This window comes from Nonomuraea sp. NPDC052129 (genome assembly GCF_040680095.1).
Taxonomy (GTDB): Bacteria; Actinomycetota; Actinomycetes; order Streptosporangiales; family Streptosporangiaceae; genus Nonomuraea.
On record NZ_JBFAVX010000058.1, the window covers coordinates 20,269 to 39,981 of the forward strand.

Consider the following 19,713-nt stretch of genomic DNA (forward strand, 5'->3'; position numbering starts at 1 on the left):
ATGATCCGGGTCATCGCCAAACGGCTGCTCGTCGGCGTGCTGGTGATGTGGGGAGCCGCCTCCCTCATCTTCCTCATCGTCCGGGTGGCCCCGGGCGATCCGACGACGATCCTGCTGGGCCCGGACGCGAGCCGGGAGCAGGTGGCCGAGCTCACCACGAAACTCGGACTCGACCGGCCGGTGTTCACTCAGTACCTCAGCTATCTCGCCGACGTGGCGCGGCTGGATTTCGGTGGCTCCTACCGCTTCGATCGGCCAGCGATGTCGCAGGTGTTCGAGCGCCTGCCCGCGACCGCCGACCTGATGCTCGCCTCGACCCTCATCGCCGTGGCCCTCGGCCTCGTGCTCGGACTGCTGGCCGGCGGGCGTCCGGGCGGCGTCGTCGATCGCGTGGTCACCGCGGGCACCATCGCCCTGCAGTCGTTCCCCACCTTCTGGGTGGGCATCATGCTGATCCTCGTCTTCGCGCTGGCCTTCCGCCTGCTGCCCAGCGCGGGGGCGGGCACACCCGCACACCTGATCCTGCCGGCGATCACGCTGGCGCTGCCGTTCACCGCCATCGTGGCCCGCCTGACCAGGACGAGCGTCGCGGAGACGATGCGCGAGCCGTACATCCAGACAGCTCGCTCGAAAGGTCTCACCGAGCGGCAGGTGCTGCTCGGCCACGCACTGCGCAACTCCCTCATCCCCGTGGTGACCATCGTCGGGTTGCACATGGCCGGCCTGATGGGCGGGGCGGTCGTGGTCGAGAACGTCTTCGCCTGGCCCGGGCTCGGCACGCTCGTGGTGGACGCGGTCTCCAACCGCGACTACGCCGTGGTCCAGGCGGCGACCTTCCTGATCGCCGGCATCGTGATGCTGTTCAATCTCGTCGCCGACCTGCTCTACTCCCAACTCGATCCGCGCATCAAACTGGACGGTGCGGCATGACCGCCCTCGTCGACGTCCTGCCTGGCGCCGGCCGCGGGCGGGTGGCGGCCGGTCGGTGGCTCAGCCGGATCCCGTACGCCGTGCTCGCCATCTACGCCGTGGTCGGCGGGGCAGGCCCGCTGCTCATGGACTACAACCCGGTGCGCGTCGCTCTGGACGACCGGCTGCTCAGCCCGGGCTCGCACGTCACGTCGGGCGGGATCGCCTGGTTCGGCACCGACGCTCTCGGCCGTGACGTCCTCGCCCAGGTCGTCTACGGTGCTCGCACGTCGGTGATCATCGGTGTCTCGACCGTCGTCGTCTCCTGTCTGATCGGCGTGACCATCGGCATCGTCGCCGGCTACTTTCGCGGCTGGCCGGACACGGTGCTCGCCCGTGGCATCGACATCCTGCTCGCCTTCCCGGCGATCCTGCTGACCATCGTGATCGCGGGCGCCTTCGAGCGCAGCGTCCTGGTGGTGGTGACCGCACTCTCCGCGACGGCCTGGATCTCGTTCGCGCGAGTCACCCGCGGCGTCGCGCTATCGGTGCGGGAGCGGCCTTGGATCGACGCGGCCCGCGTCCTCGGTGTACGGCCGGCGTCCATCCTGGTGCGGCACATCCTGCCGCTCACGGCCGGTCCGGTGGTCGCCCTGGCGACGCTGGAGTTCGCTCTCGTCGTGCTGGCCGAAGCCGGGCTCAGCTTCCTCGGCATCGGCCTGCCCAACTCGGCGGTCTCGTGGGGCCAGACCATCGCGAACGGAAAGCAGTATCTCGAAACCGCCTGGTGGATCTCGGCTCTGCCCGGCGTCGCACTGTCGTTGTTGATCATCAACATCGGAATCCTAGGCGACCAGCTCACCGCCCGATACGGACGCGGACATCTCAGGTGAGGCACCGGCCCACGTCCGACCGACACACCCTCCTTCCCTTCACAAGCACCCCCTGAAGCCCTCGGAAGACGGGAAGACGTCCATGACCAGACCTCTTGCCTCAGGCAGGCCGCGCCAGGCGGCACTGGCCCTTATCGCCGCCGCGGCCATCGCGCTGAGCGGATGCAGCGCCGCCACCGGTGGCGGCACCGGCGGCGGCACCGGCGGCAGTGAGATCACCGTCGCCGGCACCTACGCCATCGACAACCTCGACCCGGCCAGTCCCCTGGCCGGCAGCGCCACCGGCACCCAGCTCGCCGCCCAGGCGATCTTCAGCCGGCTGATGCGGCCACGCCCGGACGGCAGCCTGCAGGGTGACCTCGCCACCGCCTGGAAGCCCGACGCCTCCGCCACCCAGTGGACGTTCACGCTGCGGCAGGGCGTGAAGTTCAGCGACGGCAAGCCCGTCACCGCCGACGACGTCGTCGCCTCGTTCAAGCGGTTCATCGACCTCAAGAGCACGAGCTCGGCCAACTTCACCGGTTACACGATGACCGCCACGTCGCCCACCGAGGTGGTGCTGAAGGCAGCGAAACCGGATGCGGCGGTGCCGTACAAGCTGGCCATCTTCTACGTGCTGCCCGGCAGTCTGACCGGCGAGAATCCGGCGTTCTTCAAGAACCCGGTCGGATCAGGGCCGTTCAAGGTGGAGAAGTTCGACGCGGCCGGGACGCTCGTGCTGGTGCCGAACCCCGGCTACTACGCAGGCGCGCCCCGGCTGGGACGGGTGACCATCCGCAAGATGCCCGAGCTCGCGGCCCGGATGACCGCGCTGCGGACCGGCGAGGTGGACCTCATCTGGGGCGTCCCCGACGACCAGCTCGCGGAGCTGCAGCGCGACTCCAACCTCAAGGTCGAGACGGTGCCGAGCACCGCCGTGTTCACCATGTGGTTCAACTCCTCCATACCGGCGCTGAAGGAGGCCAAGGTAAGACGGGCGCTGTGGCAGGCGGTCGACTTCGCGACCATCATCAAGCGGCTGTACCCGCAGACCGGCACCCTGGCCGACGCCCCGGTCTCGCCCGTCACCCTTGGCTACGTCCCCCAGGAACCCGTCCGCTACGACCCGGCCGCGGCGAAGGCCGCGCTGACCGCCGCCGGCTTCGACTTCTCCGCCAAGCTGCGGCTGCAGTTCGCCAACGCCGAGTTCCGGCCGTTCAACCAGGCGATCGTCTCCGATCTGCAGAAGGTCGGCGTCCAGGTGGACCTGCTGGAGAAGGAGCAGGCGGTGTTCACCAAGGACCTGCTCGCCCTGAACTGGGACGTCAACTTCCAGCAGTTGTCGAACCCAACGTTCGACTCGGCCAACACGCTCGGCCGGTTGTACCCCTGCGCGGCCAAGCGCAACGGCTACTGCAACCCCGAGCTCGACAAGCTGCTCGCCGCCGCCGGGGCGAGCCCGGACGCCGGCGAGCGGGTCAAGCTGTACGGTGAAGCCAGCAAGATCATCTGGCGGGACGCGGTCGGCATGTTCCCGATGGCAGTCAAATACGCCTATGTCTGGAACCACCGGGTCACCGGCGTCACGCCGGATCCGAACGGGCTGCCCGACTTCGCCGGCATGCAGGTCAGCGGTTCATGAGCCGAACGCGGACATCACACCCTCGGCCGGTGCCTGACGCCACGACGGGCGACCCGTTGCTCGAGGTGGACGGGCTGGTCATCGACCTGCCCGTCGCCGGAGGCGCCATCCGCGTCGTCGACCGGGTGACGTTCGACATCCCGCCGGCGACTACGGTCGGGCTCATCGGCGAGTCGGGCAGCGGCAAGACGATGACCGCGAACGCCATGATCGGCCTGCTCCCGAATGGAGCGGCGACCGGCGGGGAGTTGCGCTGGCGGGGCGAGGATCTCCTCCGGGCGAGCCCCGCCCGGAGGCGCCGGCTGCGCGGCCACGAGATCGCGATGATCTTTCAGGACCCGTTGGCCGCGCTCAATCCGACGCAGGCGATCGGCCGCCAGGTGGGCGAGATCCTCCGCCGGGCCGGCCGCCCGCGCGCCGAGGTACGCCAGAGGGTGCTCGAACTGCTCGACCTGGCCGGCGTGCCGGAGCCGGCCACGAGGATGCGCAACTACCCGCACGAGTTCTCCGGCGGGATGCGGCAACGGGCCATGATCGCCCTTGCCCTGGCGGGCAGCCCGGCGCTACTGCTCGCCGACGAGCCCACCACCGCGCTCGACGTCACGGTGCAGGCGCGCATCCTGCGCCTGCTGCGCTCCATCCAGCAGGACCAGGGACTGGCGATGCTCCTGGTCAGCCATGATCTGCGGGTCGTGGCGCACGTCGCGCACCAGGTCGTCGTCATGTACGCCGGCCGGGTGGCCGAGCGCGGCCCCACCACGGCGGTGCTGGCTCGCCCGGCCCACCCGTACACCCGTGCGCTGGTCGAGAGCGTGCCCGCGGTGCGGACCCGTACCGCGCTGGCGCACCCGTTGCCGGGCACGCCGGCCACACCGGCGAACCGGCCGCCGGGGTGCGCGTTCCACCCTCGGTGCCCGTTGGCACGTGATCGGTGCCGCACCGAGGAGCCGGAGCCGAGATCCGTCGCGCCCGGCCGATGGGCCGCGTGCCATTTCGCCGAGGAGCTGCTGTCGCGATGAGTGAAGACGTTGACGCGGGCGGGACCCTGCTCGAGGTGCGCGACCTACGGGTCGCTTTCGGCCGCCGTGGCGCCTGGCTCGGGTCGGGCACTGACCGCCGTGGATCGTGGTTCCGGTCGCGCGCTGACCGCTCTGGCTCCTGGTTCGGCTCGCGCACTGAGCGGCGGTCCGGGCAGTTCGTCGCGGTCGACGGCGTGAGCCTGGCGGTGGCTCCCGACGAGATCGTGGGACTGGTCGGAGAGTCCGGGTCGGGCAAGACCACGGTGGCCCGCGCGGTGGTCGGCCTGGTCCGGCCCGACTCCGGCTCCGTCCTGCTCGACGGCGTGCCCCTGGGACCGGTCGGGCACCGAACCACGGCGCAGCAACGTGCCGCGCAGATGGTCTTCCAGGACCCACGGTCCTCGCTCAGCCCGCGCATGACCGTCGCCGCCATCATCGACGAGGCTTGGCGCACCCATCCGAGCTCGGCCCCGCCCGGCGACCGTACCGCCGCGCTGCACCGCCTGCTCGACGACGTCGGCCTTGACGCGAGCGTCGCCCGGCACCGGGCGGACGAGCTGTCCGGCGGACAGTGCCAACGGGTCAGCATCGCCCGCGCGCTCGCCGTCAGGCCGCGGCTGCTGGTGTGCGACGAAGCGGTGTCCGCCCTGGACGTGTCGGTCCAGGCGCAGATCCTGCGGTTGCTGGTCGACCTGCGTGAGCGTCACCATCTGGCGATGCTCTTCATCTCCCACGACCTCGGGGTGGTGCACCAGATCGCGGACCGGATCGCCGTCATGCGCCGCGGTGTGGTGGTGGAAGAAGGGATGACGGCGGACGTTCTCGGGTCGCCGCGGCACGAGTACACGCGCGGCCTGCTCGATGCCGCTCTTGAGCTGTCCACCGCAGGCGCCGAGGACAGCACTTGATGTTTCAGCGCCTGAGGTCAGCGTCGCACGACCAACCTCTGCCCGCTTGAAGAAAGGCGATTCGTAGGGATGATGATCATGAGCGACGGCCGAACCCTGCTGCGCGGCGTGACCGCACCCGTCGTCACGCCGATGGCGGCTCCGGGCCGGCCCGACCTCAGGGCTGCCCCCGAGTTGCTCCCCCGCCTGGCCGCCACGGGCGTGCGCGGGCTGCTGCTGCTCGGCAGCAACGGAGAAGGTTCGCTGCTGCCCGCCTCGTCCATCAGCGCGTACGCCACGGCCGCCGCCCGCGCCTGGCGCGCCCTCGTCGCCGACGGCCCCGTGCTGGTCAACGTATCGGCGCAGGGCACGCTCGACGCGCGCGCAAAAGCCGAAGCGGCACTGGCCGCCGAACCGGACGCCTTCCTGCTCAGCCCGCCGGGCTACTTCAGGCACCGCGACGACGAGATCGTCGCGCATTTCGCCGCCCTGGCCGAGTACGGCGTGCCCGTCGTCGCCTACAACGCGCCCCGCTACGCCAACCCGCTCACACCCGCCCTGGTGGCGCGGGTCCTGCGGCTCGGCCACGTCATCGGGATCAAGGACAGCTCCGGGGACGCGGAGCTGTTCGCGAGCATCGTCGCCATCGCCCGCGAAGTAGGTGGCGTGGGCGTCACCCAAGGGGCGGAGGGCCGGCTCGCCACCGGGCTGCGTGCCGGAGCGGACGGGATCGCACCGGGTCTGGCCAACTTCGCGCCGGCGCCGATGGCCGGGCTCGTCACCGCGTACGAGGCCGGGAACGACGCCGCGCTCGACCATCTGCAGACGGTCGCCGACGGGCTCGCCGCGCTGCACGCCATCCGGCCGGGCGTGCCGTCGGTGAAGGAACTGCTGCGCCAGCGCGGGCTGTGCACCGAGCACGTGGCCCCGCCGCTGCTGCCATGTGACGCGGCCGAACGGGCCGCCATCCAGGCTTTCGCCGCCGACCAGGCGGAACACCTCATAGAAGCGGGGCGTCTCTAGGTGCGGAACCGGTTGCGGTAGGTGGTCGCGCTGAGTCCGAAGTACGCCTTGAAGCGGCGCGCGAAGTGGCTCTGGTCCGGCCAACCCACCGCCCGGGCGATCGACGTCACCGGCTCCTCGGTACGCAGCAGCATGTCGGCCGCGGTCTCGACGCGCAGCCGGCCCAGGTAGGCCATCGGCGGCAATCCGGTGGCCGACTTGAACAGCCGCACCAGGTAGGCGGGGCTGAGCGCGACGGCCCCGGCCAGCTCGTTCAGCGTCCAGTCGTGAGCGAGGTCCCCCTCCACCATGCCCACCACGCGCATGACCGTCGGATGCGTCGCCACGCCGTCGGCCGCCGCCTCGTCCTGGCCGGTGTCGACGGTGCGGGACAGGTGCCCGAGGAACAACGAGAGCCAGCCGATGACGTCGGCCCGGTGCCGCTGGATGCTGCGGTCGCGCAGCCCGTCGAGCGCCTCCAGGTAACTGAGGCACGTACGCAGATCAAGATCCGCCAAATGGGTGGTCAGCAGGCCGCGCCGCTGTAACGAGTGCGGACCGGTCCAGAGCAGGTAGCCCAGCCGAGGGTCCTCGCGCGTCCACGACAGCTCGTTGCGGAGCAGGGCGGTGCCGATGCAGCAGTTGTACAGGACGAGCCGCGCGCAGTCCTCGTACCCGTGCCAGACGCCTGGACGCAGCAGGACGACGTCCCCGGCCTGCAGTTCCTGGCGTCCCGCGGAGGAAAGGTGTACGGCCGTGCCGGCGACCACGACGGCGATCTCCACGAAGCTGTGCGCGTGCACGGGCTCCTCGCCGTCGTGCGTGTAGCGCCGCGCGTAGGCGGGAGAGCCGTCGGCGATGAAGAGCAGACCTCGGGACAACTTCAGGGGGGTGGCCGTCACAGCCGCCACCCTAGTCGTCGCATTGATGTCAATTTCATCCGACTAAGACGTGTTTAGTGCTATCTGAGGGCCTACTCCGGATTCCATGATTTCTGCTGTCCCCTTCTCGACATATGGGGACATGTGCCGGTAAGAGAGGACACCCCCTTGTCCAGACTCGTGGCCATCCTTCTGCTACTCATCGTCCCCCTCGCCGTCGCCACCCCGGCGCACGCCGACCCCGTCGACGACTCCGCCTACGGAACCCCGCTCGTCGCCGTCTCCGGAGCCGGTGTCATCTGGCACCCGACGACCGGCCTGAGCACGCTCAAGGCGCAGCCGGGCCTCACCGAGGTCGACTTCGCCGACGTCATGACCAGTGCCAACCACCCCATGCGTACCTGCGACAGCACCGAGGCCGCGGGACTGCCGATCAAGCCGGCCGCCACGGTCAGCTGGTGCTGGGACAGCGGTGACGCGAGCACCGAGACGTGGATCCCGCAGAGCCTCACCACCTCCGGCGACGCCGACGACGACGGCACCTGGGGCTCGTACAAGGCCATCATCAGCGGCTGGAACCACTGCAACTCCGCCGAGTGCGGGTCGAGCAATCGCAACAACGACGCCAGGGTCGCCTTCATCGACTACACCAACCCGTCGGCGCCGAAGTACCGCTGGGTCTACCTGGTCGCGCCGACGGACGGCACCACCAACGCGAACGCCACCAGCTACGCCAACAACACCTTCGGCCCCGCCAAGGCGCACATGGGCGGCATGGTCTGGTACGGCGACAAGCTGTACGTCAGCGCGACGGGCGCCAACTCCACCGGCATCAGGGTGTTCAGCATGTCGGAGATCCTGCAGGTGAACGACCCGAGCTCGGCGATCGGCAAGACGAGCAGCGGGTACGCCGCGTACGGCTACCAGTACGTCATGCCGGAGGTCGGCTTCTACAGCTACGCCAGCGGCACGTGCACCATGAGCAGCGACACGGGCGTGCCGTGCTTCGCCTCCATCTCCCTGGACCGCAGCACCACCCCCGACTCCCTGACCGCCGTGGAGTACTTCAGCGACCCCGCCCTGCACGGCAGGGTCTACCGGTACAACCTCGGCGGCGCGAACTTCCTGCTCAGCGCCAACGCCAGCGGCTACACCCCGGCGGCCCAGGCGTACCGCACCCGGGTCGGCAACATGCAGGGGGTACTGTCCTGGAACGGCACCTGGTATGTGGCGCACAGCTGGCCGGACGAGGCAGGCGAGCTATGGGCCCTGAACACCTCCACCGGCAGATCCCACACCTGCACCAACCCCTACAGCTCGGCCAACGAGTGCTGGGGGATGCATCCCGAGTCTCTCACCTACGACTACGCCACCGGCCTGGTCTGGTCGCTGACCGAATGGACGAAGAACCAGTGCGCCACTGAGACCGCCACCCCGCTGAGCTGCGGCCGGGCCATCTTCGCCGTCCCCCGCACCGCCCTCCCCTAGCCCGCGGCCGGGAGCAGGGTGGGCCTCCATCCTGCCTCCCGGTGGGAGGGACCAAGCCACCACTAGACTCGGCCCGTGTCGAGACGACAGGAGATCGCCGACGCGGCGATCAGGCTCCTCGCCGCGGAAGGCATGCGTGGTCTGACCCACCGCGCCGTCGACCGGGCGGCCGACCTGCCGGAAGGCTCGACCTCCTACTACTTCAGGACTCGGCAGGCGCTGCTCCAGGCGACGGTCGAGCGGCTCGCCGACCACACCGCCGCCGACCTGGCCGCGATGCAGGAGCGGGCGGAGTCGGCCGGCACCGGCCGAGACGGCCTGGTCGAGGCCGCGGCCTGGCTCATCGGGCAGTGGCTCAGCACGAGCCGCGACCGCCAGCTCGCCAGGTACGAGCTGTCCCTGGAGGCCACGCGGCGGCCCGAACTGCGCACGGTGCTCGTGGCCGGCGGCGCCCGCGTGCGGGCCCTGATCACCCGCCTGCTGGCCGACTCCGGCGTGCCCGACGCGGACCTGTGGGCCCGTGACCTCATCGCGTACGGCGACGGCCTGCTCCTCGACCACCTGCTCAGCGACCCAGGCGAGTTGCCCGACTTGCGGCCCAAGATCCGCGCGCTGCTCGCCACCGTCGGCAAGGGCTGACTGTACGACCACACCGCCTCAGAGACCGCCGCACGCCGTCGATACTCTACAAATGTAGAGGATTCTCCAGTTGTTGAGGAGCGAGAGCGTGACCATCACCTTCCCCACGAGACGCCCATCCCCGTTCGACCCTCCGGAGGAGCTGCGCCGCTGGCGCGAGGAGGCGCCCATCCAGCCCATGCGCTACCCCGGTGGCCACGACGGCTGGCTGGTGACCGGCTACGCGACCGCCCGGGCGGTGCTGGCCGATGCCCGGTTCAGCAGCCGCCTGGAGAACCTGCGCTGGCCCGTCGCCTGGGAGGGGTTCGATCCGGCGAGCTTCGTCCAGCCTCCCGGCTTCTTCATGCAACTGGACCCGCCCGACCACACCCGCTTCCGCCGCCAGCTCACCGCCCAGTTCACAGTGCGCAGGCTGAAGGCCCTGGAGCCGCGGATCAACCAGATCACCACCGAGGTGCTCGACGCTATGGAACGTGTCGGCGCGCCCGCCGATCTGGTACGCGAGTTCGCCCTGCCCGTCCCCTCCCTGGTGATCTGCGAGCTGCTGGGTGTGCCATACGCCGATCGCGAACGGTTCCAGCACGACTCCGCCACTGCCCTGCGCGACGGATCGACAAAGGAGGAGGTCATCGGCGCGACGGCCTCCCTGTTCGGCTACCTGTACGAGCTCGCGGGGACGAAACAGGCGCACCCGGCGAACGACCTACTCACCAGCCTTGTCACCGACGGCGAACTGACGCAGGAGGAGATCGCCGGGGTCGGCCTGCTGCTCCTGGTGGCCGGCCACGAGACCACGGCAGCCATGCTCGGCCTGGGCGCGTACGTCCTCCTGGAGAACCCGGACCAGCTCGCCGCGCTGCGCGCGACCCCAGCCCGGACGGAGGGTGCGGTCGAGGAGTTGCTGCGGTACCTGTCGGTCGCCCACCTCGGGCCGATGCGGGCCGCGCTGGAGGACGTCGAGATCGCCGGCCGGACCATCAGGAAGGGCCAGGTGGTGACGTTGTCGATCCCAGCCGCCAACCGCGACCCCGAACGGTTCCCGGTCCCCGAGACCCTTGACGTCACCAGGCCCTCGTCGACCGGGCACCTGGCCTTCGGACACGGTATCCACCAGTGCCTGGGCCACCAGCTTGCCAGGCTCGAGATGCGGATCGCGTACTGGGCGCTGTTCGAGCGCTTCCCCGCTCTGCGGCTGGCGGCGCCGCGGGAGGAGGTGCCCATGCGTACGGACATGACCATCTACGGCGTGCACCGGCTCCCTGTCACCTGGTAGGGGCCCCTGTATCCGAACGGTGAGGTCGATCCGGTGGACGTCCGTGGACAGCGAACTAGCCGACCTGGGCGATGTCGACCCGGTGATGCCGATCGCGGAGCCGTTGTACGGCCTCGGGCGGCGCGTTCGAGTCGACCACGATGACGTCGAAGGCGTCGAGAGGAGCGACCCGGTGCAAGGCCACGCGGTCGAGCTTCGTGTGGTCGACCGCCAGGACGCACCGCGTGCCCGCGGCCAGCATGGCCCGCTTCACCAGCACGATCTCCTGCTCCTGGTGGAAGGCGTGCCGGTCGGAGATGGCCGAGGTGGAGACGACCACCGTGTCGGTGTTCATCGCCTCGACCGCGTCGACGCAGGCCACGCCCAGGAAGGAGTCGTGCGTCGGATAATATTCACCGCCGAGCGCCATGAGCCGGATGCCCGGCATGGGGGCGAGGAGCCTGATCGCCTCCAGGAAATTGGTCACCACCGTCAGGGGAGCCACCTCGTCGAGATGACGCGCGACGGCCAGCGCGGTCGTGGAGTCATCGATGATGACCGAGCTCCCCGGCTCGATCAGCCCCACCACATGCCGGGCTATCGCCTCCTTCTCCGCGGTCTGGGCGGTCTTGCGGTAGGCGATGTTGCTCTCGAAGATGCTGGAGGCCTGGGCACTCGCGCCACCGCGATACTTGCGCACCATGCCCTGGCTCTCCAGCTGGTCCAGGTCACGGTGAACGGTCATCACGCTCACGCCGAACGCCTCGGCGAGCTCCGTCATCGATGCCGAGCCATGCCGCAGGACATGCTCGGCCATGGCTTGGCGCCTGGTGGCCCCACCGGCCGCGCGTGACTTCACCTACGGCACTCCCCATGCATCGGTGAGACCTCCACGAATCCTTCTAATCTCTCACACCACCGGCACCGCGAGGAGCGACGAGCCGACTTGACTTCAACCTTGGTTGAGGTCCGAGAGTGGTCCCGTACCGATCCGCAGGGAAGGGAAGTCATGAGCAGAACTTCGCGGGCACTGGTCCTCGGGCCCGGAGGCGTCCCCGGCACGGCCTGGATGGCCGGCCTGGCCGCCGGGCTGCGGCACCGCGGAGTGGACCTCGCGGACGCCGACCTGATCGTCGGCACCTCAGCCGGGGCGATCGTCGGCGCCATGCTGGCGACCGGCCAGGACCTCGACCGGCTCGCCACCCGTACAGGTCCCGACCGCGACCACCGACAGGAGCAGGACGGGCGCTCGACCGCCTCGCAGGCAGGCTCGTGGGCAGACCCGAGGACAGACTCGCTGACAGACCCGCAGACGGACTCGCAGACGCAGCTGCGGGCGGGCTCGCGGTCAGTCCCGCAGACGGACTCGCGGGCCAACTCGCAGACTCGCCCGCCAACGGACCCAGCCCGTATGGCTGAGGTCTTCACCGTGCTCGGCGACCCCACCCTGGAACCGCAGGAGGCCCGGCGCCGGGTCGGCCGCATCGCCCTCGAGGCTGCCACCATCCTTGAGGAGGAGCGCATCGCCCTGATGGAGTCCCTGATCACCGCGCGCCAATGGCCCGACCGGCGACTGCTCATCACCGCAGTCAACGCGGAGACCGGCGAGCCGGAGGTCTGGGACCGCGACAGCGGCGCGCCGCTGGTAGCCGCGGTGGCGGCCAGCTCCGCCATGCCGGGCGCCTACCCGCCCATCACGATCAACGGCCACCGGTACATCGACGGCGCCCTGGCGGGCGGCGCGAACGTCACCCTGGCCGCCGGCGCCCACGTCGTGCTGCTCGTCGAGCCGCTGGCGCACTTGTTCCCCCGCGAGCCGCTCGACGGGCTCGGCGCGGACACGGCCATGGCGGTCAGTCCCGACGCCTCCTCGCTGAAGGCATTCGGCTCCGATTTGTCAGATGTGGCGTCCTGGAAACCAGCCTTCCACGCCGGAGTCTCGCAAGCCGAACACGAGGCCGAACGGCTGCGTGTAGCCTGGCCCGCCACCACACTGTCTGCGGAAACGGTGAGGAAACAGCCGCTGGCCTAAAAAGTCCTCGAACGTCAGCACGCTGGGAGCGTCTTGGCCCTGCCGAATGCTCCCCGCGCGCTCCCGCGAGGAGAGGACCATTGTTGTGAATAGTACGACCGCAGCTCGTACTGCCGGTCTGGCCTGCGTGATGCTGGCACTGAGCATCGCCGCACCCGCCACCGCCGCCGACCGACCGCAGACCGGGAACGTACAGGAGGCGTTGAACGCCCTCGCGAAGACCACCGGAGTGGTCGGCGCCATCGGCGAGGTGTACGTCGACGGCAAGCGCATCAGCCAGGGCTCGGCCGGCTCCCGCCTCCTCAACGGCAAGGGCGGCAAGATCCCCGCAGGCTCCCGCTACCGTGTCGGTTCCCAGACCAAGCAGATGACGGCCACCGTGCTGCTGCAACTGGTCAAGGAGGGCAAGCTCGGCCTGGATGACAAGCTCAGCGCCGTCCTGCCGCAAGTGGCTCAGCAGGACCTGGTGGAGCGGGCCGATGAGATCACCGTACGACAGCTGATCCGGCACACCTCCGGCATCCCCGACTTCTTCACAACCGGGCTGTTCGACAACTTCGACTTCACGACCTACCACCCTCCGATCGAGCTGGTGAAGGCCACCCGCGGCCTGCCCCGGACAGGGGCGCCGGGGGAGAAGTTCACCTACTCGAATACCAACTACGTGCTCCTCGGCATGATCATCGAGAAGGTGACCGGCCATACCGTGCCCGCCGAACTCACCCGGCGCGTCTTCGCCCCCCTCGGGATGAGCCACACCTATCTGCCCACCAAGCCGCCCATGGGCATCAAGGGCCCACACGGGCATGGTTACTACCCCGACGCCCAAGGCAAGCCGCGCGATGTGGACCGGCAAAACGCAAGTTTCGGGTACGCGGCCGGCGGGGTGATCTCTACCGCCCGTGACGCCAGCGCCTTCCGGCGCGCGTTCGTCCAAGGCAAGCTGCTGCCGGCGTCGCTGCAAAAGGTGATCACCGACCCGCCAGAGGACGCACCACCCCAGCCTGCCCCCGGCAGCCGTTTGTGCGGCGGCGAACCCCCGGTGCAGGCGATCGCGGGCAGCGGGCCCGGCTTCGTGGCCGCGACCTTCACCTCTCTCGACGGCCGCCTGCAGTTCGCCGTGTCCGCCACGTTGAGCATGAGCAACATGGACTTCTCCCCAGCCGCCATCGACCAGGCGGCCAAGGCGGTCTTCTGTCCTGGGAAGTAGGCGCCGACCTGCTTCGGTGAGCGCGGATAGGGGCAGTGGCGCCCGCATGCTTCGGTGCGCGGCGAAGCGTGCGCAGCATAAGGTCGCCCGCATGGAAACCTTGTCTGGCTCTGGCGGCGGTGCGGCGCCGGGACGCACGGCGTGACGCCCGGAGAGATGCTCGCGGTGTTCGCGGCCGGGGTCGCCGCCGGCACCATCAACACCGTGGTCGGCTCCGGGACACTGATCACCTTTCCCGTTCTGCTGGCCACGGGCCTGCCGCCGGTCACCGCCACGGTCTCCAACGCGCTCGGCATGATCGCCGGATCCATCAGCGGAGCCATCGGCTACCGAGCTGAACTCAGCGGTCAGAGCCGTCGCATCCTCAAACTCAGCGTGGGAGCCATGCTGGGCGGGCTCGCGGGCGCCACGCTCCTGCTGACGCTGCCCGCCACGGCGTTCGAGACGATCGTGCCGGCTCTGGTCGGCCTCGCTCTCGTCCTGGTCGCGTTCCAGCCCTTGATCAGCAGGTACGTACGAAGCCGCCGCGACCCGGACGGCAACCCCGGCCGCCGGGACGGCGGTCCGCTGCTGTTCATCGGCCTCACGCTGGCCAGCGTCTACGGCGGCTACTTCGCCGCCGCCCAGGGCATCATCTACGTGTCCCTGATGGGCATGCTCCTGGACGAGACCCTGCAACGCCTCAATGCCATCAAGACCGTTCTGGTCGCCGTCGTGAACACCGTCGCCGTGCTCTTCTTCCTCTTCGTCGCGGACTTCGACTGGACGGCCGTCGTACTCATCGCGCTCGGGTCCGCTATCGGCGGCCAGCTCGGTGCCCGCATGGGCCGCCGCTTCAGCCCCGCGGTCCTACGGACCCTGATCGTGGCGATCGGCACCGTCACCATCGCCCGCTTGCTGCTGTGGCCGTGATCAGTCACTGGTCCCACCTCGCGGATCTTTCCGAAGTAGCCCGCATCCGGGGGGAGGTGAGCCATGAGGCGGTGGAACACCGGCCCGTACGGCGCGGAAGGAAAGCGATCTCGCCTTCGCCTCCTCGGTCGGCGCTCCCCATCAAGGCGTCTCGACGTAAACACTGATTTCGATGAGGTTGTGGTCGGGGTCGCGCACGTAGACGCTTTCGATCGGCCCCAGGGCGCCGGTACGGCGGACAGGCCCCTCCTCGACCTCCACGTTGTGCCGTAGCAACTCGGCCATGACCTGCTCCAGCGGGACAGCGCTGATCAGGCAGAGATCAGCGCTGCCGGGCACCGCGTGGGCGGCCTTCGGCTCGAACTCACGGCCCGCCTCGTGCAAATTGATCTTCGAATGGCCGAACGCCAGTGCCCTGCGCCCCTCGCCGAAGATCACCGGCTCCATGCCGAGAACGCGACTGTAGAAGTCGACCGTCGCCGCCAAATCGGTGACGGTCAACACCAGGTGATCGAGGCGATCAATACGCATCAGGGGTCTCCTCTTCGCTGCGTGACCACGGCAGGCGGCCATCGTGTCACGCCTTCCCGCTGCTGTGGCGTTGATCGGTCACCGATCCCACCGCACCGGCAACAGCACAGATGGGACCTGCGGCACGGCCAGCCGCAGGTAGAAGTAGCCGATCCCGGCAAGACCGAGCATCAGGTTCGGGGTCTCCCCGGAATGAGTCCCGCACGGCCAGCTCACACCGGTGCGCGCGTAGCGCTCCAGACCGTGGTCGGCGACAAGCCGCGGGATGTCCATGCCGACGGCCTCGGCGCCGAGCCGTGGGATGACCGCGCCGACGGCGCCGAGGACCTCGCGGGCCTCCTCGAACGGCTCCGCGTTGCCGGAGAGCCCGTGACAGAGCGAGAAGTCGGCTCCGCCGCCGTTCGTCAGCGGGCGCGTCACCCGCTCCGTGGTGGCGAGTGCCGTCATCGCGTCATGCCGCCACCGCGCCTCGCCGAGCAGTTCGTACGCGTACAGCCGGGACAGCGCGATGCCCGGCGCGCCATGGCACCACAGCGTCACGAAGGTACGGGCGCGGCGGTCGGCCGGGTTCTCCCGGAAGTCCGGCCAGTTGCCTTCCCCGACGTCCAGCCAGCGGTCCTCGTAACGCATCGCGTTGCGGGCGCCCGTCGCGAACACCTCCTCGCCGGTCAGCCGGAACGCCTCGAGGAAGGCCACGGCGACGCCCGCCGCCCCGTGCGAGAGGCCGGTGAGATCGTGCTGGTTGCGCAGGCCGGGCGAGCGCCAGGACCAGCCGGTACGGGACTTCCTGGCGGATCTCCCCAGCCACAGGGCCGCCGTGACCGCCGCCTCGGCCATCCACTCGTCGCCGGTGCAGCGGTGTCCCAGGGCGAATGCCGGAACGGCCCCGGCCACCCCGGACATGAGGTCGTACTCCTGCTCCCCGGGCACGAGGTTGTACTCCTGCGCCTCGCCCTCCGTCACCCCGGTGAGCTGCCGGGCCAGGTCGCGGAGCAGGCCGCTCCCGGCGTCGACAAGCTCCGCGGAGTCGAGCAGCCGGCCGGTGCGGAGCGCGGCCGCCGCCATTCCGGCCCAGCCGCTGTAGAAGCCCAGACGGGCGGCAGGGCTGACGTCGTCGCGCCGGGAGATCGCGTGCCGCATCGCCGCCAGCGCCGTCGGGCGGAACTCGTCCTGGCCGGTGGTCGTGGCCAGCTGGGCGAGGAACAACGCGACGCCACTGCTGCCCACGTACAGATTGGGGCCCAGTGCCCGATAGGTCAGCGCACCGACTCGGTCCCGCAGGTCCACCGGCTCGGCCCCGACCCAGTTGCAGCGCTCCCCCGACCAGACGGCCTCCTTGACCAGCCGCTCGCCGATCGACACCGCGACCGCCAACTGCTCGGCCGCGGGCTCGCCAAGCGGCATGATCATGGCGCGGTCTTGGGTGGTCATAGGGCGGGGGGTCATGGGGCGAGTGCCAGGTCGGCGGCCGGATCGGGACGCACGTGCGCGGAGCCCAGGTCTGCGGCCCGGTCAGGACTCAGGTGCGCGGAAGCCAAGTCGCTGGGCGGATCGGGACTCAAGTGTGCGGCGTCCAGGTCGATCCCGGCACGGGCGAAGCGTTCTTCGACGGCCACCAGTCTGGCCGTGTCGTCCGTCCACCCCGATTCGTGCGCCTGCACCAGCGCCTCCGCGAGCAGCCGGCAGCGGTGCTCCCCGAAGCTCTCCCCCGTCCCGGGATCCTCGGCGAACCCCAAGCCGGGCGCCAGCTCGGCGGTGAACACCGGTGTCCGAGGCGACAGGAACCCGCCGATCTCGGCATGCAGCGCGAGCATCAGGCCGGCCAGCTCCGGGTAGTCGTCACGGGCCAGGTAGGCCACCCCCGCGTCACACCGGCTGAAGGCGCCGGGATCGTTCAGCACCTTGAGCTGGAAGGCCGCGCCCGCCGAGTTGAACAGCCGCGTCGCGGCCTCGACGAACGGGACGGCACCATCGGCGCGGAGGTTCCAGTACAACCGCACCACCCGGCGACTCGGCCCGGTGTCCATCGGACGGTCAGCGCGGGCCAGGTAGAAGCCCGGCGAGATCTCGAAGAGCTCCTTGGGCAGCCGCATCGCGGCCCGTTCGCCGACCACCGGTACACCCGCCAGCTCGGTGGCGTGAACGGTCAGCTCCAGTCCGTTCTTGGCGACCATCACCCCGCGTTCGTCGATCCCGCGCACCTGCCAGCCGTCGTCCAGATATCCCTGCCCGCAGTTCGCCGCCGACAGCGCGGCCGCGAAGCCGCTGCGGCTCGCGGAAGACCCCTGGACACCCCAGCGCGGCGGCTCGGCCCGGCCGCGCCGGTAGAAGTCGCCGTACAACTGACCGGCCAACCGGTGCACGAGGTGGTCCCGGGTGGCACGCGGGCTGAGCATCCGGGCGGCGCGCGCGGTCAGCCGGGGCGACATCCGCCCGAACCAGGTGTAGCGCGTCGGCGGGTGGATACGCGTCGCGGCGACGGCCTCGGCCACCAGCGCGCGGGTGTCACTCATCAGCTCCTCCTCGCAGCGAGGGGCACGGCGAGCAGGTGCTCGACCGCTTCCTCGGGCCGGACCAGCACGTTCTCCGCCAATTGGGCCAGGCACACCACGGCCGTGGAGACGCGGGCGGCACCCTGGGCCCGTTCGTACGCCGACTGCAGCAGGCGCGCCCCGGCGTAGCGGGCGCTGCGGATCAGCGCCGCGTCCGCCGTCGCGGCGTCCCACTCACGCGCGCCGGCGTACGCCGCCCAGAACGCGCGCATCGCCGGCCGCATGCGCGTCAGCGGGTACTCGGCCAGCTCCAGGTAGCGGTCGGGCAGCTCGCTGCCGGTCACCGGGATCGAGGCCAGCCAGCAGCCGAGGTAGGCGCCGAACACCGAACCGGTGTCCCAGCACGCGTCTCCCAGGTCGGCGAACTCCCAGTCGACGAGCGCCACCCGGGTACGCCGCCCCGACGCCCCGGCCGCGAGCACCAGGCAGTTGTCCCATTTGACGTCGTGGTGGACGAAGGCATCCTGACGCCAGCCGGTACGCAGTGCCGCGAGCGCCGCCCGGAGCTCCGGGGACGACTGCAGGATGCGGACGAGTTCGAGGCCCGCGTTGCTCATCTCGCGATAGAACGCCGTTCCCGGACGGTCGATCCCGAGCACCCAGGGCAGCCGCCCGGGAAAGTCCACCGGATTTCGCCGCGCCGCGTGAAAGGCGCGCTCGTGCAGGTCGGCGAGCGCGGTCCCGAGGCGGGTTCCGACGGTGGCGGGAAACCGGCGTGTAAGAGAGTGGTACGAGGTGAGATCCGACGCGTCCGGCAGCGATTCCAGGATGAGCAGATCGCGGTCGGCGTCGAATCCGCGGCAGCGCGGCAGCGCTCCCGTTATCCCCCCGCCGCTGGAAGGGCGCGGTAGTGAGTCGAGCAGAGAGTAGACCGCCGCCTCATGCGCCAGCGACCCGCTCCCGGTCCAGCCGGCAGCCGGCTGGACCGGATCGAAACGACCCTGTTTGACGAACAGCCCGACCGCCGGCTCAGCACTCACCAGGACGTTGTGATTGCGGCGGGACGCGTCGACGATGGTGAGACCACCGTCGACCACCGCCTCCGGGTGAACGTGCCGCCTATCCAGCAGGTAGGTGGTGAGTTCCGGCAGAGCGAGAACCATCGGCTAGCACACGAACTCGCGGGTCGGGCAGAAGGAGCCGGTCCCCGGGTCGGGGCAGCCGTTGGTGCAGTCGGTCGTCTGGAACCGGCAGGTCGGGATGTGCTGGTTGATCGAACAGTCGATGCCCTGCGTCCCCGAGGCGCGGACGTAGGGGTCCCGGCGCACCGCGAGCGGAGTGATGTCGGCCGAAGGCAGGTACCGGGCGGCGATGCCGCCCTGGAGAAAGGACGCTTGCGCCGTGATCGCGGTGACGCCGTACTGAATGCTCATGCTTGTTCTCCCCATGGGTGTGCGGCGATTGATGTCGTCGCATCCGTTTGTGAGGCGGCCCCCTGGAAATATGGCGTTCCACCACGTTCCAACCAGTTCCATGCCGCATGGCCATGGAACCCGGGGTGAGGTCAGCGGCTGGCGAGCTCGGCGAAGATGTCCACCAGTTCAGGTCGGTCGAACGGCCCGAAATGGGGTGCCGCGATGCTTCGTACGTCAGTCGGGTTGTCCGGAGTGAGGCGGTCGGCCTCGTTGATGAACCGGTCCTGCAGCGCCGGCGGAACCAGCCGGTCGAGGGTGAAGCGCACATAGGTACGGGGAATCCGGCCCCAGGTCTCCGCCTGGCCCCGGGCTTCGGCCATGGGAATGGTGGCGGTCTCGTCTGGTTCGAGCATGTTGAGCAGCCGACTCACACCCTCGTCGGTGAAGTCACCGGCAAGGGCCGCCTTAACGCCTTGGAACACCGCCGGGTCGGCCGAGCGCCAGTTGAGCCGACTCACCCCCAGGGCCGC

At 69.9% G+C, this 19,713-nt stretch carries 19 protein-coding genes and 1 pseudogene; 12 read left to right on the forward strand and 8 right to left on the reverse strand.

The genetic code is table 11. The features are described 5' to 3' along the window. From AB0L53_RS57405 to AB0L53_RS57430, 6 genes are all read left to right on the forward strand, one after another. Positions 1–930, forward strand: a complete 930-nt coding sequence (locus tag AB0L53_RS57405; protein WP_358439352.1) for an ABC transporter permease — start codon at positions 1–3, stop codon at positions 928–930. Continuing rightward, positions 927–1,802 (forward strand): ABC transporter permease, encoded by an 876-nt coding sequence (locus tag AB0L53_RS57410; RefSeq protein WP_364014981.1) that lies wholly within the window; start codon positions 927–929, stop codon positions 1,800–1,802. Before AB0L53_RS57405 ends, AB0L53_RS57410 begins: the two co-directional genes overlap by 4 nt. A gap of 82 nt (positions 1,803–1,884) precedes the next feature. After that, the gene (locus AB0L53_RS57415) at positions 1,885–3,423 is read left to right on the forward strand and encodes an ABC transporter substrate-binding protein (RefSeq protein ID WP_364014983.1); all 1,539 of its coding nucleotides are present in this window, start codon (positions 1,885–1,887) and stop codon (positions 3,421–3,423) included. 29 nt (positions 3,424–3,452) lie between these two features. Beyond that, positions 3,453–4,442: an ABC transporter ATP-binding protein gene (locus AB0L53_RS57420; protein ID WP_364014986.1), complete on the forward strand. Its 990-nt coding sequence runs from the start codon at positions 3,453–3,455 to the stop codon at positions 4,440–4,442. Continuing rightward, positions 4,439–5,350, forward strand: a complete 912-nt coding sequence (locus AB0L53_RS57425) for an ABC transporter ATP-binding protein (RefSeq protein WP_364014989.1) — start codon at positions 4,439–4,441, stop codon at positions 5,348–5,350. Before AB0L53_RS57420 ends, AB0L53_RS57425 begins: the two co-directional genes overlap by 4 nt. 78 nt (positions 5,351–5,428) lie before the next feature. Further along, positions 5,429–6,352: a dihydrodipicolinate synthase family protein gene (locus AB0L53_RS57430; RefSeq protein WP_364014992.1), complete on the forward strand. Its 924-nt coding sequence runs from the start codon at positions 5,429–5,431 to the stop codon at positions 6,350–6,352. Here the strand turns inward: AB0L53_RS57430 and AB0L53_RS57435 are convergent. Continuing rightward, a complete protein-coding gene (locus tag AB0L53_RS57435; RefSeq protein WP_364014995.1) occupies positions 6,349–7,233 on the reverse strand; it encodes an AraC family transcriptional regulator in 885 nt (294 codons plus the stop codon). The two genes, AB0L53_RS57430 and AB0L53_RS57435, sit on opposite strands and share 4 nt — an antisense overlap. A 147-nt stretch (positions 7,234–7,380) precedes the next feature. On the opposite strand from AB0L53_RS57435, the gene AB0L53_RS57440 reads away from it, so the two are divergent. The 3 genes from AB0L53_RS57440 to AB0L53_RS57450 all read left to right on the forward strand — a co-directional run bounded on the left by AB0L53_RS57440 (position 7,381) and on the right by AB0L53_RS57450 (position 10,612). Further along, positions 7,381–8,700, forward strand: a complete 1,320-nt coding sequence (locus tag AB0L53_RS57440; protein ID WP_364014998.1) for a hypothetical protein — start codon at positions 7,381–7,383, stop codon at positions 8,698–8,700. A gap of 75 nt (positions 8,701–8,775) precedes the next feature. Continuing rightward, a complete protein-coding gene (locus AB0L53_RS57445) occupies positions 8,776–9,339 on the forward strand; it encodes a TetR family transcriptional regulator (RefSeq protein ID WP_364015001.1) in 564 nt (187 codons plus the stop codon). A gap of 88 nt (positions 9,340–9,427) precedes the next feature. Continuing rightward, complete coding sequence (locus tag AB0L53_RS57450; RefSeq protein ID WP_364015004.1) at positions 9,428–10,612, forward strand: cytochrome P450; 1,185 nt, start codon at positions 9,428–9,430, stop codon at positions 10,610–10,612. A 55-nt stretch (positions 10,613–10,667) separates the two neighbouring features. Here AB0L53_RS57450 and AB0L53_RS57455 read toward each other — a convergent pair whose 3' ends face one another. Next, entirely contained in the window at positions 10,668–11,450 is a 783-nt protein-coding gene (locus AB0L53_RS57455) for a DeoR/GlpR family DNA-binding transcription regulator (protein ID WP_364015007.1), read from the reverse strand. Between the two features lie 150 nt (positions 11,451–11,600). On the opposite strand from AB0L53_RS57455, the gene AB0L53_RS57460 reads away from it, so the two are divergent. From AB0L53_RS57460 to AB0L53_RS57470, 3 genes are all read left to right on the forward strand, one after another. Continuing rightward, a complete protein-coding gene (locus AB0L53_RS57460) occupies positions 11,601–12,623 on the forward strand; it encodes a patatin-like phospholipase family protein (protein ID WP_364015010.1) in 1,023 nt (340 codons plus the stop codon). A gap of 85 nt (positions 12,624–12,708) precedes the next feature. After that, positions 12,709–13,833, forward strand: coding sequence for a serine hydrolase domain-containing protein (locus AB0L53_RS57465; protein ID WP_364015013.1), 1,125 nt, complete (start codon positions 12,709–12,711; stop codon positions 13,831–13,833). A 141-nt stretch (positions 13,834–13,974) separates the two neighbouring features. Further along, positions 13,975–14,745 (forward strand): sulfite exporter TauE/SafE family protein, encoded by a 771-nt coding sequence (locus AB0L53_RS57470; protein WP_358439384.1) that lies wholly within the window; start codon positions 13,975–13,977, stop codon positions 14,743–14,745. 141 nt (positions 14,746–14,886) lie between these two features. Here AB0L53_RS57470 and AB0L53_RS57475 read toward each other — a convergent pair whose 3' ends face one another. The 6 genes and pseudogenes from AB0L53_RS57475 to AB0L53_RS57500 all read right to left on the reverse strand — a co-directional run. Next, a complete protein-coding gene (locus tag AB0L53_RS57475) occupies positions 14,887–15,276 on the reverse strand; it encodes a VOC family protein (protein WP_364015017.1) in 390 nt (129 codons plus the stop codon). Positions 15,277–15,354: 78 nt separating this feature from the next. Then, positions 15,355–16,707: a lanthionine synthetase LanC family protein gene (locus tag AB0L53_RS57480; RefSeq protein ID WP_364015019.1), complete on the reverse strand. Its 1,353-nt coding sequence runs from the start codon at positions 16,705–16,707 to the stop codon at positions 15,355–15,357. A gap of 11 nt (positions 16,708–16,718) precedes the next feature. Further along, a complete protein-coding gene (locus tag AB0L53_RS57485) occupies positions 16,719–17,789 on the reverse strand; it encodes a T3SS effector HopA1 family protein (protein ID WP_364015022.1) in 1,071 nt (356 codons plus the stop codon). After that, positions 17,789–18,931: a phosphotransferase gene (locus tag AB0L53_RS57490; RefSeq protein WP_364015025.1), complete on the reverse strand. Its 1,143-nt coding sequence runs from the start codon at positions 18,929–18,931 to the stop codon at positions 17,789–17,791. The genes AB0L53_RS57485 and AB0L53_RS57490 overlap by 1 nt, the downstream gene beginning before the upstream one ends. A 3-nt stretch (positions 18,932–18,934) precedes the next feature. Beyond that, positions 18,935–19,201, reverse strand: coding sequence for a hypothetical protein (locus tag AB0L53_RS57495; RefSeq protein ID WP_364015027.1), 267 nt, complete (start codon positions 19,199–19,201; stop codon positions 18,935–18,937). A gap of 131 nt (positions 19,202–19,332) precedes the next feature. Then, positions 19,333–19,713, reverse strand: a pseudogene (locus AB0L53_RS57500) (alpha/beta hydrolase); the annotation flags it as partial.

Excerpts from the sequence above, each read along its gene's own strand:
- AB0L53_RS57405 (WP_358439352.1), top strand. The coding sequence starts at position 1 with ATGATCCGGGTCATCGCCAAACGGCTGCTCGTCGGCGTGCTGGTGATG.
- AB0L53_RS57410 (WP_364014981.1), top strand. The coding sequence starts at position 927 with ATGACCGCCCTCGTCGACGTCCTGCCTGGCGCCGGCCGCGGGCGGGTG.
- AB0L53_RS57415 (WP_364014983.1), top strand. The coding sequence starts at position 1,885 with ATGACCAGACCTCTTGCCTCAGGCAGGCCGCGCCAGGCGGCACTGGCC.
- AB0L53_RS57425 (WP_364014989.1), top strand. The coding sequence starts at position 4,439 with ATGAGTGAAGACGTTGACGCGGGCGGGACCCTGCTCGAGGTGCGCGAC.
- AB0L53_RS57430 (WP_364014992.1), top strand. The coding sequence starts at position 5,429 with ATGAGCGACGGCCGAACCCTGCTGCGCGGCGTGACCGCACCCGTCGTC.
- AB0L53_RS57460 (WP_364015010.1), top strand. The coding sequence starts at position 11,601 with ATGAGCAGAACTTCGCGGGCACTGGTCCTCGGGCCCGGAGGCGTCCCC.
- AB0L53_RS57475 (WP_364015017.1), bottom strand. The coding sequence starts at position 15,276 with ATGCGTATTGATCGCCTCGATCACCTGGTGTTGACCGTCACCGATTTG.
- AB0L53_RS57480 (WP_364015019.1), bottom strand. The coding sequence starts at position 16,707 with ATGACCACCCAAGACCGCGCCATGATCATGCCGCTTGGCGAGCCCGCG.
- AB0L53_RS57485 (WP_364015022.1), bottom strand. The coding sequence starts at position 17,789 with ATGAGTGACACCCGCGCGCTGGTGGCCGAGGCCGTCGCCGCGACGCGT.
- AB0L53_RS57490 (WP_364015025.1), bottom strand. The coding sequence starts at position 18,931 with ATGGTTCTCGCTCTGCCGGAACTCACCACCTACCTGCTGGATAGGCGG.
- AB0L53_RS57495 (WP_364015027.1), bottom strand. The coding sequence starts at position 19,201 with ATGAGCATTCAGTACGGCGTCACCGCGATCACGGCGCAAGCGTCCTTT.